7 protein-coding genes, 4 tRNA genes and 3 rRNA genes are annotated in these 13,097 nt (G+C 57.5%); 1 reads left to right on the forward strand and 13 read right to left on the reverse strand.

Translation table 11 applies throughout. From position 1 onward, the window contains the following. The 13 genes from rplK to AC5WNJ_RS16385 form a co-directional block, all read right to left on the reverse strand. Entirely contained in the window at positions 1-432 is a 432-nt protein-coding gene (gene rplK, locus AC5WNJ_RS16325; RefSeq protein WP_043334893.1) for a 50S ribosomal protein L11, read from the reverse strand. A gap of 120 nt (positions 433-552) precedes the next feature. Further along, positions 553-1,086, reverse strand: a complete 534-nt coding sequence (gene nusG, locus AC5WNJ_RS16330; protein WP_176678191.1) for a transcription termination/antitermination protein NusG — start codon at positions 1,084-1,086, stop codon at positions 553-555. 10 nt (positions 1,087-1,096) lie between these two features. Beyond that, positions 1,097-1,465 carry a preprotein translocase subunit SecE gene (gene secE, locus AC5WNJ_RS16335; RefSeq protein WP_043334897.1) on the reverse strand — a complete coding sequence of 123 codons (369 nt, stop codon included), beginning with the start codon at positions 1,463-1,465 and terminating at the stop codon, positions 1,097-1,099. 77 nt (positions 1,466-1,542) lie between these two features. Continuing rightward, a tRNA-Trp gene (locus AC5WNJ_RS16340) sits at positions 1,543-1,618 on the reverse strand. Between the two features lie 163 nt (positions 1,619-1,781). Then, positions 1,782-1,856 (reverse strand) — tRNA-Thr (locus tag AC5WNJ_RS16345). A 35-nt stretch (positions 1,857-1,891) separates the two neighbouring features. Next, positions 1,892-1,965, reverse strand: a tRNA-Gly gene (locus AC5WNJ_RS16350). A gap of 46 nt (positions 1,966-2,011) precedes the next feature. Continuing rightward, positions 2,012-2,095 (reverse strand) — tRNA-Tyr (locus tag AC5WNJ_RS16355). 109 nt (positions 2,096-2,204) lie between these two features. Further along, complete coding sequence (locus AC5WNJ_RS16360; RefSeq protein ID WP_175090305.1) at positions 2,205-3,044, reverse strand: type III pantothenate kinase; 840 nt, start codon at positions 3,042-3,044, stop codon at positions 2,205-2,207. Beyond that, entirely contained in the window at positions 3,041-4,021 is a 981-nt protein-coding gene (locus AC5WNJ_RS16365; RefSeq protein ID WP_176678193.1) for a biotin--[acetyl-CoA-carboxylase] ligase, read from the reverse strand. Before AC5WNJ_RS16365 ends, AC5WNJ_RS16360 begins: the two co-directional genes overlap by 4 nt. A gap of 91 nt (positions 4,022-4,112) precedes the next feature. Beyond that, a complete protein-coding gene (locus tag AC5WNJ_RS16370) occupies positions 4,113-6,992 on the reverse strand; it encodes a DUF2339 domain-containing protein (RefSeq protein ID WP_495930211.1) in 2,880 nt (959 codons plus the stop codon). A gap of 307 nt (positions 6,993-7,299) precedes the next feature. Further along, a 5S ribosomal RNA gene (rrf, locus tag AC5WNJ_RS16375) occupies positions 7,300-7,415 on the reverse strand. 137 nt (positions 7,416-7,552) lie between these two features. Then, a 23S ribosomal RNA gene (locus AC5WNJ_RS16380) occupies positions 7,553-10,440 on the reverse strand. Positions 10,441-10,682: 242 nt separating this feature from the next. Next, positions 10,683-12,223 (reverse strand): 16S ribosomal RNA (locus AC5WNJ_RS16385). Together the 16S, 23S and 5S rRNA genes form the textbook arrangement of a ribosomal RNA operon. Before the next feature lie 304 nt (positions 12,224-12,527). Between AC5WNJ_RS16385 and AC5WNJ_RS16390 the strand changes: the two genes are divergently transcribed. Beyond that, positions 12,528-12,833, forward strand: a complete 306-nt coding sequence (locus AC5WNJ_RS16390; RefSeq protein WP_495930212.1) for a hypothetical protein — start codon at positions 12,528-12,530, stop codon at positions 12,831-12,833. Positions 12,834-13,097 lie beyond the last annotated feature (264 nt).

The raw sequence follows: 13,097 nt of genomic DNA on the forward strand, positions 1-13,097 counted from the left end.
TCAAAGACCCTCCACGTTCAGGCCCATGCTACGGGCAGTACCGGCGATGGTGCGAACAGCAGCGTCCAGGTTGGAAGCTGTCAGATCCGGTTCCTTGGTGGTCGCGATCTCTTCCAGCTGAGCGCGAGTCACGGTGCCGACTTTCTTCTTGTTCGGCTCACCAGAACCGGACTTCAGACCGGCAGCTTTCAGCAGCAGGACGGCCGCAGGCGGCGTCTTGGTGACGAAAGTGAAGCTACGGTCGGAGTAGACAGTGATGACCACGGGAGTCGGGAGACCCGGCTCGACGTTCTGGGTAGCGGCGTTGAACGCTTTACAGAACTCCATGATGTTGACACCGTGCTGACCGAGGGCAGGACCCACGGGCGGGCTCGGGTTAGCTTTACCGGCTGCGACCTGCAGCTTGATGTAAGCCTGTACTTTCTTGGCCATGATAGGACTCCAGTATGGGTGGTAGCGCCTTGCGGCTCCCCGTAAAACCGGGTCGCCTCAGGCGACCCGTCGTGTTGCCGTGATGCTCGTATTCAAACAGGCAGAAGAGTGACCCGAGGATCAATCCTTCTCGACCTGGGAGAACTCAAGCTCCACCGGCGTGGCACGCCCGAAGATCAGCACGCTGACCTGCAGACGGCTCTTTTCGTAATTCACTTCTTCAACGACACCATTGAAGTCGGCGAACGGGCCATCAGTGACACGCACCGTCTCACCCGGCTCGAAGAGAGTCTTCGGTCGCGGCTTGTCGGTACCATCCTGAACGCGACGCAGCATGGCGTCGGCTTCCTTCTGGGTAATCGCCGCCGGCTTCTCCGGGGTTCCGCCAATGAAACCCATGACGCGCGGGGTTTCATTCACCAGGTGCCAGGACTCATCATTCATGTCCATCTCGACCAGCACGTAGCCCGGGTAGAACTTGCGCTCGCTCTTGCGGCGCTTGCCGTCACGCATTTCGACGATTTCTTCGACCGGCACGAGAATCTCACCGAAATGATCTTCCATGGCGTAAAGCTTCACACGCTCGTTGAGCGAACGCATGACCTGCTTTTCGAAACCGGAATAGGCGTGTATGACATACCAACGCTTGGACATGGAAACTCCGTTAACTGACGATGCCGGACATCAGCCAGCCGAGGGTGGTATCGATGAGCCATAGCAACAGGCCCACGATAAGCACGGCACCCAGCACGATGGCAGTTGTCTGGACAGTTTCCTGTCGGGTCGGCCAAACGACGCGCTGGATCTCGCGGCGCGCACTACTTGCCAGCTCGACAACATCACGGCCTTTGTTGGTCGTGATCGCCAGAGCAGCCGCGGCAACACCAAGCACGACGACGCCAAGCACGCGATAAAGCAGCGCTTGGTCAGCAAAATAGGCGTTGCCAGCAACAGCCAGCACAAGAAGAATGACAACGACCGACCACTTGAACCCGTCGTGGCGCGCTTCCTGCACCTCGGCGTTCTGTTTCATCAAAGAGACTCCTCAAGGGTGCAGCGATCGCTAGAATCGAGAATCGGTAAGAAGTCGAATACCATCCTGGGGAAGGATGGCAGGCCAGGAGGGAATCGAACCCCCAACCTGCGGTTTTGGAGACCGCTGCTCTGCCAATTGAGCTACTGGCCTGTAACACTTGCGTGTTCCAGAGACTAAAAACAAGGCTGAATGAACAGCGGGCGCCATCATAGCCGAGACAACCCAAACTGACAAGCCTTATCTTTGACCGCGACCTGGGAGGTCGTCGGAAACGAAAAAGACGAGCCAAACCACGACTCGCCTTTCCGTTGTATGGAGCTCGTGGGCGGATTTGAACCGCCGACCTCACCCTTACCAAGGGTGTGCTCTACCCCTGAGCTACACGAGCAAAACCTTTGCGCAATCTCGACTGGCGAGATGAACTGGAGCGGGCAGCGGGAATCGAACCCGCGTCATCAGCTTGGAAGGCTGAGGTTCTACCATTAAACTATGCCCGCTTTCCAACTCTTGCTGCCCTGATGCACGCGGCATCATAAGCGAATCTGGTGGTGGGGGAAGGATTCGAACCTTCGAAGCTTTCGCGGCAGATTTACAGTCTGCTCCCTTTGGCCACTCGGGAACCCCACCATCTGTGACGACGAATCTTACGCCGCCTGGGATACGCTGTCAAGTGCTTGATTTCATTCTACTTCAAGCGCTTGAGGGAATGTATCGCCTCAGAACGGGACGTAGTATGTCAAAGCATCTGGGTGAGCGCAAGCCCTGAGCGAAGTTTTTCTAGGTCAGGCACTCGCGGCTGGTCGGGCGCTCCTGACAGGCGCCCTGCCCGTTCGGCAGCGGTCAATGGATACAGCGCCTCCAGTCCGGCGTACACCATATCCGGCCACAGCGCATGCGGCACCCGCAGACCGCGCGCCACTACCCGCGCGTCACCGCCGGTCAGCAGCAGCGGCAAGGCTACCCCTTCACGATCGCAGACCTCGGCATAGAGGCGATTGACCGCGCTGACAGCCGCCATGTAGATGCCATGATTCACGGCTTCCACGGTATTGCGCCCCGGCGCCAGCAGCGTATCCACTTCGGTATCCGGGTCGATGGCCACATTGCGTGTGCCCAGCTTGAGGCTTTCCTTCATCAGACGCAGCCCCGGGAGAATATAGCCCCCAAGATGCTTGCCTCCCGGCAGCACGAAATCCACCGTGATCGCGCTACCGCAATCGACACTGCAACACCCCCCGGTAAGATGATGGCCAGCGAGTGCGCCCAACCAGCGATCGACGCCCAGGCGTTGCGGTTCTTCATAGCCGCAGGTGACGCCCAGCGCCTCCCGCGTCGAGTGCGCGACATGCACGACGCCGACCTGCTTGCGCAGCAATTCCACCGTCTCATCCAGCACCTGCTTGCGCGCCACGCTGGAGATACGCACGGCCGTGACGACATCCAGGTCAGGAATGTCCTCGCCCGGCCGCCATTCCTCTCGCGTCCAGACGGCGCCGCGTGAGCGGATCTCGCTGGAAACGGTGTCCTTGAGACGCCACTTCGACAAGGTATTACCGATATCAAGATCCAGAATCATGAGACGGCGCGCAGACTGATCTCGCCACCGGCGAGAGTGATGGTTTCGCCATTCATGCGCACCTCGAGATTTCCATTGATATCGACACCTTCTGCCACGGCTTCTTCTCGTCTGTCTCCGCGCAGAACCACCACATTACGCCCCTTGAAGGCATTACGCTCATTCCAGCGCGCCTGCCATCCGGCAAAGCCCTGCGACTCGAACTCAGGCAACAGCGCCAGCAACGACTCCATCAGACGCGCGGCATAGCGATTGCGCGAAGCACCGGGAATGATGTCACGTACCGCAGCCACCGGTTGAGTGATCGCCTCGCGTCGGGACGCCGGCAACTCGATATTCATGCCGATACCGATGACGACATCACAGGGGCCGGACACATCACCTGTGACCTCGACCAAGATGCCAGCGATCTTGGGTTGATCCTTCTGTATCTGCAGCAGGACATCGTTGGGCCACTTGAGGCGCGCGGGCAGGCCATCGGCCTCCAGCACCTCCGCCACCGCCACGCCGATCGCCAGACTCAAACCCTCAAGCGATGCGGCGCCTGATTCGAAGCGCCAGCCAAGCGAGAAGACCAGGCTGCGCCCCCACGGAGTCTCCCACTCACGCCCACGACGGCCACGCCCGGCCGATTGCACCTCAGCCAGACAGACCTCGGCATGGCCGGCTCCCTGTCGAAAGCGCTCGCGGATGAAGGTATTGGTCGAGTCCACCGACTCCTCGACGAACAGGCGCGTCAGATGCTTGCGAGTCTCGCGCGGCAGCGCCTCGATGATCTGTTGACCATCGAGCAACTCGATGGGGTTGGCCAGTCGATAGCCAAGCCCCTTGATGGCTTCCAGCGGAATGTCGAGCGCCTCAAGTTTCTTGAGCTGCTTCCAGACCGCCGTACGCGACACCCCGAGCTCTTCGCCCAGGGCCTCTCCGGAGTGGTAGCCACCATCTCCAAGTAGACGAATGAGATCACGGATGGTCATGCGGAGGCCTGCCCCTGTGCAAAAGCGCACATTCTATCGGATTCATGGGCTTGCGAGCCAAGAACAACGACCAAAGATAGCGCTCTTTTCGTCAATCCCGCTCCCCGGCGCGCTTTCCCGCCCCCGCCAGGCGGTTGAACAAGGCGGAAAGCAGCATCAGGACACTGCCCAGCCCCAACCATGAACCTACTCGCCACAGCCCCTCAAGGGTGGCGGTATCCCAGACTCCCACCTTGAGAACTGTCACCACCAGCAACCCCTGCCCCACTCGCTGCCAATGCGTCTGCACCATTCTCGCGCCACTGATCACGAGACCGGCGGAAACGATCAACAGTGCAATGCTGTAGGCATAGAGCTCAGCCTGTTCGACCCCGTGCCAGAACTCCAGCGCATGTCCATGCCAGACATGGCGCAGACTGAGTCCGACCCACAACCCAAGCGCCAGCAGCCCCGCCACCTCGCAAAGGTGACGCAGTCGCGTGCCGGCCCCCGCAAGGTGCCAGACCAGAGCCGCCCCCAATGCTGGTATACCATAGGCAGGCAGCAGCCAATTCACCAGCGGCCAGCGGCCCACATCAGCCCCCTGCCAAAGCGGGTTGTACGCCAATACGACACCCGCAACCCAGATGACTGCTGCCAGCCCTCCAACGCCATAGGCCAATGTGCGATACAAGGCGACATTCTGGACCGAGCCGCTGGCACGCCAGGCATAGCCCGCCGCCACACCACCAAGTGCCAGCACCTGCACGGACAGCTCCGGGAATGAAAGGTACCCCGTGAAAGGCTGACCATCCGTCAGCAGGTAGCGAACCTCCAGCACGGTCGTGGCAAGCGCCAGCTGTATCACGACCCCTTCCAACCAGCGCTGGACATGCATGCGATGGCGCATGCCATAACTGTTGAGAGCGACACATGCCAGCACCGGCAGGAATATCTGCAGTGGCCAGTGCGCGATATCGGCATAGCTGTCATTCGCTACGCCACACATCAAGCGAACCACGACGCCCCACGCCAGCAAGCGTGACAGTTCAGCAAACACGGAGCGCCCCGCGATATGGCCCTCGCGATACCAGCGCCATTCACAAACGGTCAAACCCAATAGTTGCAGAGCCAGCGCCAGGGTCAGCGATGGCCCCTCCAGCACTGCCACCAGGGCAAGGAATATCCCGGCCTGCGCGGGCAGCCACAGCCCAGCGGCAAGCTGAGCACCTTCACGGGCCTGAAAACGTATGGCACCTGCCCAGCACACCAGCCCCCAGATCAATGGCGGCAACCCTGTGTTGATCAGCCTCTCTGCATCGCTCGCCTCGGTCGACCATGGCATGACGTCCTGCCAGAGGGCCAGAGCCCACGCCAGCAGCGGCACCATGGTCGCCAATGCCCACCAACAGGCTTCAAGCGGCCTCTCTGCTCCCTCACCCGCATCATGATGCGGCCGCCAACGCGCCAGCGACAACAGACCGACACTCAATATCAACGGACTGAACATCACGCTGCTCGAATGCGATGCCGTCAAAACAAGCCCCCACACCAGCAGCCAGAGCCCGTTGCCGGCAACGACCATCGACCACAGCACTGCATGGCGCCGACTAGACCAGGCAATCACCAGCATCGGCAAAAGACTTGCCAGCCAACCCCGCTGCCACAAGGACACACCGGAGCCGGCCATATCGGAAGGCGCCACCAATGAGTCAAAGGAGACGCCATGCACGAGACTACCCAGCCAGGGCAGCCAGAGCCCCAGCACGACGCTCACTGAGACAAGCCCCCCGGCTAGCCAGTGCCGACGCAGCTCAATAGATGCACGCCAAGGCAACCAGACCGCAAGTGAGGCCTTCGCTTGTCGCCCATTCTTTTCTGTGGCGCCAGTGAATGGATCCCGCTCCCACAGATAACCCAGCGCCAGCACGGCCAGCCAGGCACCACTCCCCCAAGACAACAGCCCCACCAGCAATGTCGTGCCAGAGGAGATGCCGAAGGGCATCAACAGCAACCACCAGGTGAGCGCCCCCATCAGACCGCCCCAATACAACCAGCTCACCGCAACCTGCCGATACAGCACCCGACACGCCGCCGCGATCACACCCACATGCCCCAGCAACAGCAAGGTTGAGGCCTCCTGCCATTGCTGGTGAATGGGCAGTGCCAAGGGCAGGGCGTATCCACCCAACATGCCCAATGCTGCCAGCCACGGCCCGTGGTGCCGCGCACGCTCCAGCATCCATAGGCTCAAGACTGCCAACAGTGCGAAGGTAACCGGCATGGACACCAGTGAAAGCAGAAAGTGACCAGCCAACAGACTCGCCGCGAGCACCAGACTACCGGCACCACTGACGGCGCCTGTCAAACTCGATGATTGGGATGTACGCAACCTCATCCACTCAGCCAATACCGTCATGCTCAGGCCGAACCCGAGTCCCAACGCCATCCGTACCCCCGGCCCCAGCAAGCCCTGCTCAAGGGAGTACCCAACGAGCAGGATGCCTGCCATCACCAGAGACAAGGCACCCACAAGAATCATCCAGTGTTCCTGGAGCAGCGTCAGCAGACGTGACATCCCCCCCGGCAGCACTTCTGATGTCTTGCTTGCGGGGTCTGCGCCCTGCCCCACCTCGCCTGAACGACTGGAGGCAGCGCCATGCAACAAACGCTGAAGCAGCCGGTAGGACAGAGAGCGGCCCCCACTGGATGATCCAGCGGCTCGAGAGTCGCTGATCGGTGGTGTTGCACCGAATGCTGCCAGCCCCTCCTGGGGTGGCACTTCGCCAGACGATTTGCCCACACCCCCTTCTCGCAAGGGGGTGTGCATAACCGGAGCGCCATGAGCAGGAAGCTCGCGAGCAAGCCTGACCTCCATGTCGCGCAGTTGCTGCTCCAGCGCCTTGATGCGCAGCATGCTGAGCCACCCCATCAAGGAACCACCCAGTACCAGCAACGCCATCATGACGCCCACCAACATCAGCTCATCCATTGCCCAGTCCGTCACCGAAGAGTCGTGCTCAGAGACTACGGCATTTTGCCTGGCACCTCATGCTGTCTATCTCTCAGCGCCGTATTTGCACATTGAACGCAAAAAGCCCGACTCCTGAGGGGGCCGGGCTTTCTCAATTGATCCTGGGCGCTCTTAGATTACTGCTCTCAGCGCAAGCTCACTCTACTCAGCATTCTTTGCTCAGCGCAGCTTCTGTCTCGCACACGACTCTTCCTGCGCGCCACTTTTCCTGAGCACAAAGAGAACCGCCCCTGCAGCAAGGCTACAGGGGCGGTTCGGGATAAGTGCCTGACGATGACCTACTCTCACATGGAGAAACTCCACACTACCATCGGCGCTAAGCGGTTTCACTTCCGAGTTCGGCATGGGATCGGGTGGTTCACGCTCGCTATGGTCGTCAGGCGAAACGGTGGCATCTTGCGATGCCTGAGTCTCGAGGCTTTTGGCCTCGTGACTCGCAATATGAATCATGCTGACCGATATGTCTCGATCCTGTCGCAATCCCGGCGGTTTGCCTGGGCAAACCCCTTGGGTGTTATATGGTCAAGCCTCACGGGCAATTAGTACTGGTTAGCTCAACACATTGCTGTGCTTCCACACCCAGCCTATCAACCTTGTCGTCTTCAAGGGCCCTTCAGGAGGCGCAAGGCCTCAGGGAAGTCTCATCTTGAAGGGGGCTTCCCGCTTAGATGCCTTCAGCGGTTATCCCGTCCGAACGTAGCTACCGGGCAATGCCATTGGCATGACAACCCGAACACCAGAGGTTCGTCCACTCCGGTCCTCTCGTACTAGGAGCAGCTCTTCTCAAACTTCCGACGCCCACGGCAGATAGGGACCGAACTGTCTCACGACGTTCTAAACCCAGCTCGCGTACCACTTTAAATGGCGAACAGCCATACCCTTGGGACCGACTTCAGCCCCAGGATGTGATGAGCCGACATCGAGGTGCCAAACACCGCCGTCGATGTGAACTCTTGGGCGGTATCAGCCTGTTATCCCCGGAGTACCTTTTATCCGTTGAGCGATGGCCCTTCCATACAGAACCACCGGATCACTAGAACCTACTTTCGTACCTGCTCGACGTGTCTGTCTCGCAGTCAAGCACCCTTATGCTCTTGCACTCAATGCACGATTTCCAACCGTGCTGAGGGTACCTTCGTGCTCCTCCGTTACTCTTTGGGAGGAGACCGCCCCAGTCAAACTACCCACCATACACTGTCCTCGATCCGGATGACGGACCTGAGTTAGAACGCCAATGATGTCAGGCTGGTATTTCAAGGTTGGCTCCACCGCATCTGGCGATGTGGTTTCAAAGCCTCCCAGCTATCCTACACAGACAACATCAGCATCCAGTGTAAAGCTATAGTAAAGGTTCACGGGGTCTTTCCGTCTAGCCGCGGGTACACAGCATCTTCACTGCGATTTCAATTTCACTGAGTCTCGGGTGGAGACAGCGTGGCCATCATTACGCCATTCGTGCAGGTCGGAACTTACCCGACAAGGAATTTCGCTACCTTAGGACCGTTATAGTTACGGCCGCCGTTTACCGGGGCTTCGATCAAGAGCTTCGGACGAATCCTAACCCCATCAATTAACCTTCCGGCACCGGGCAGGCGTCACACCCTATACGTCCGCTTGCGCGTTTGCAGAGTGCTGTGTTTTTAATAAACAGTTGCAGCCACCTGGTATCTTCGACCGGTAGGAGCTTACGGAGCAAGTCCTTCACTCTAACCGGTGCACCTTCTCCCGAAGTTACGGTGCCATTTTGCCTAGTTCCTTCACCCGAGTTCTCTCAAGCGCCTTGGTATTCTCTACCTGACCACCTGTGTCGGTTTGGGGTACGGTCGCATGTGATCTGAAGCTTAGAGGCTTTTCCTGGAAGCGTGGCATCGATGACTTCCTGACCGTGGTCAGTTCGTCTCGCATCTCGACCTCAGAGGAACCGGATTTGCCTGATTCCTCGGCCTACATGCTTTCACCAGGACAACCAACGCCTGGCTCACCTAGCCTTCTTCGTCCCCCCATCGCAACCACATCCGGTACGGGAATATTAACCCGTTTCCCATCGACTACGCGTTTCCGCCTCGCCTTAGGGGCCGACTCACTCTGCTCCGATTAACGTAGAACAGAAAACCTTGGTCTTCCGGCGGGGGAGTTTTTCACTCCCCTTATCGTTACTCATGTCAGCATTCGCACTCGTGATACCTCCAGCAGACTTCTCAATCCACCTTCATTGGCTTACACGACGCTCCTCTACCGCTCATCCAGAGGATGAACCCGTAGCTTCGGTACCTGATTTAGCCCCGTTATATCTTCCGCGCAGGCCGACTCGACTAGTGAGCTATTACGCTTTCTTTAAAGGATGGCTGCTTCTAAGCCAACCTCCTAGCTGTCTGAGCCTTCCCACATCGTTTCCCACTTAATCAGGATTTTGGGACCTTAGCTGACGGTCTGGGTTGTTTCCCTTTTCACAACGGACGTTAGCACCCGCTGTGTGTCTCCCACGCTGCACTCACTGGTATTCGGAGTTTGCCTCGGGTTGGTAAGTCGGGATGACCCCCTAGCCGAAACAGTGCTCTACCCCCAGCGGTGATACGTGAGGCGCTACCTAAATAGCTTTCGAGGAGAACCAGCTATCTCCGGGCTTGATTAGCCTTTCACTCCGATCCACAGCTCATCCCAGCATTTTTCAACATACTTGGGTTCGGGCCTCCAATTGATGTTACTCAATCTTCACCCTGGCCATGGATAGATCGCCCGGTTTCGGGTCTATACCCTGCGACTGGTCGCCCAGTTAAGACTCGGTTTCCCTACGCCTCCCCTATACGGTTAAGCTCGCCACAGAATATAAGTCGCTGACCCATTATACAAAAGGTACGCGGTCACACCACGAAGGTGCTCCCACTGCTTGTACGCATACGGTTTCAGGATCTATTTCACTCCCCTCGCCGGGGTTCTTTTCGCCTTTCCCTCACGGTACTGGTTCACTATCGGTCAGCCAGGAGTATTTAGCCTTGGAGGATGGTCCCCCCATGTTCAGTCAGGGTTTCTCGTGCCCCGACCTACTCGATTTCACGTGACTCGGACTTCGACTACGGGACTATCACCCTGTATCGTCAAGCTTCCCAGCTTGTTCGCCTGTCAGTTGTCACGCTTAAGGGCTGGTCCCCGTTCGCTCGCCGCTACTTGGGGAATCTCGGTTGATTTCTTTTCCTCCGGGTACTTAGATGTTTCAGTTCCCCGGGTTTGCCTCCATGAGTTATGTATTGGCTCATGGATACTCACCTGATGGTGAGTGGGTTTCCCCATTCGGAAATCGTTGGGTCGCAGGGTATTTGCCACCTCGCCAACGCTTATCGCAGGCTATCACGTCCTTCATCGCCTCTGGCTGCCAAGGCATCCACCGTATGCGCTTAATCGCTTGACCATATAACCCCAAGGGGTCTGTCAAGGATTACGATTTTGTCGGACCTCTCCGACATATCGTGTTGATGGAGATGTGCTTGGCGCACATTCCATCGTCAGCATGATTCACATTGTTAAAGAGCGGCTGTTCAGAGAACAGTGAGAAGCGCGCTCTGATGAGCACGCTTGCCACTGCCGGCTAAGCCAGCAATAAGATCAGGTAATTCGTTGTGAGCACTTGCCGCGAGCGATAGACAGTGTCGATAAGGAGGTGATCCAGCCCCAGGTTCCCCTAGGGCTACCTTGTTACGACTTCACCCCAGTCATGAACCACACCGTGGTGATCGCCCTCCCGAAGGTTAGGCTAACCACTTCTGGTGCAGTCCACTCCCATGGTGTGACGGGCGGTGTGTACAAGGCCCGGGAACGTATTCACCGTGGCATTCTGATCCACGATTACTAGCGATTCCGACTTCATGGAGTCGAGTTGCAGACTCCAATCCGGACTGAGGCAAGCTTTATGGGATTGGCTCCACGTCGCCGTATTGCAACCCTTTGTACTTGCCATTGTAGCACGTGTGTAGCCCTACCCGTAAGGGCCATGATGACTTGACGTCGTCCCCACCTTCCTCCGGTTTGTCACCGGCAGTCTCCTTAGAGTTCCCGACATGACTCGCTGGCAAATAAGGATAGGGGTTGCGCTCGTTACGGGACTTAACCCAACATTTCACAACACGAGCTGACGACAGCCATGCAGCACCTGTCTCAGAGTTCCCGAAGGCACCAATCCATCTCTGGAAAGTCCTCTGGATGTCAAGGGTAGGTAAGGTTCTTCGCGTTGCATCGAATTAAACCACATGCTCCACCGCTTGTGCGGGCCCCCGTCAATTCATTTGAGTTTTAACCTTGCGGCCGTACTCCCCAGGCGGTCAACTTATTGCGTTAGCTGCGCCACTAAGTCCTCAAGGGACCCAACGGCTAGTTGACATCGTTTACGGCGTGGACTACCAGGGTATCTAATCCTGTTTGCTACCCACGCTTTCGCACCTCAGTGTCAGTGTCAGTCCAGAAGGCCGCCTTCGCCACTGGTATTCCTCCCGATCTCTACGCATTTCACCGCTACACCGGGAATTCTACCTTCCTCTCCTGCACTCTAGCCAAGCAGTTCCAGATGCCGTTCCCAGGTTGAGCCCGGGGCTTTCACACCTGGCTGACTTAGCCACCTACGCGCGCTTTACGCCCAGTAATTCCGATTAACGCTTGCACCCTCCGTATTACCGCGGCTGCTGGCACGGAGTTAGCCGGTGCTTCTTCTGCGAGTGATGTCTTTCTTGCGGGGTATTAACCCACAAGCGTTCTTCCTCGCTGAAAGTGCTTTACAACCCGAAGGCCTTCTTCACACACGCGGCATGGCTGGATCAGGCTTTCGCCCATTGTCCAATATTCCCCACTGCTGCCTCCCGTAGGAGTCTGGGCCGTGTCTCAGTCCCAGTGTGGCTGATCATCCTCTCAGACCAGCTACGGATCGTCGCCTTGGTGAGCCGTTACCTCACCAACAAGCTAATCCGACATGGGCTCATCCGATAGCGCAAGGTCCGAAGATCCCCTGCTTTCTCCCGTAGGACGTATGCGGTATTAGCCTGAGTTTCCCCAGGTTGTCCCCCACTATCGGGCAGATTCCCATGCATTACTCACCCGTCCGCCGCTCGACGCCTCCTAGCAAGCTAGGATCGTTTCCGCTCGACTTGCATGTGTTAAGCCTGCCGCCAGCGTTCAATCTGAGCCATGATCAAACTCTTCAGTTGAAAGCTTGATAGTCTGTTAAGCAGACCAAACTTGGTTCAGAGTCAAACTTCTCGTGAGAGGCTTGCTCCGATATTTGGTGACCTTGTCACCACTCATCGGCAAGCGCTCACACGAATTACCTGATCAAATTTTTAAAGAGCGTCGCTGCGAAGCGAGGAGGCACATTCTACACGAAACGCTTGAGAAGTCAAGCACTTGATGATGAGTCAGTCGATTGCCTCTAAGCATCATCAAGCGGTGAGGAGCGTTGCTCGACCACCTGTTCTACAGGGAGTGCGGCGTATTCTAACGAATCGCCCGCGATTGTCAATCGATGATATCGAAGCGAACTTCGAAAACATCAAACAAAACAATCACCTGCAAACCTCTTTCACCGCTGGCAACGCCATGCGTCCCCGGCAGCGGATGCGTACTTTACGCACGAACCGCCGTGAGGGCAAGGGCTTTTTGAAGATCAGGTCAGATTTCGCCTTCACACCCCCTGATTCTGGCACCTGGAGCACTCCAGCCAGCCGATCTCTGGCAACAAGGCTCGTTTTTAGCACCCTTTTCTTCACCTGGCAGCGCACGCAAAAACACGGTCTTACGCATAAAAAGCATCCTGAATGACACCACTCCCGCCCCAGACATGATCGAAATGAGCATCCCTCTGATGAGCTTCGACGCCGACAGACCCATGCGAGGTGCCTCAAGCCGCACAAGAAACCAAGCATAAAGAAAAAGCGCACATCATTTTTCGTCAATGACAGAGCCATCCCAGCACGATGATAAGCCAAAGACTTTCTTCTTGCGCGGCCTGGGAGGGCTTATCTCTCGCAGCACTTTTCCATGCATGTCTTTCTGCACACGGCTTTTCTATTGCGCCAACTTTTC

This window comes from Cobetia sp. PDI-23MA (assembly GCF_059507735.1).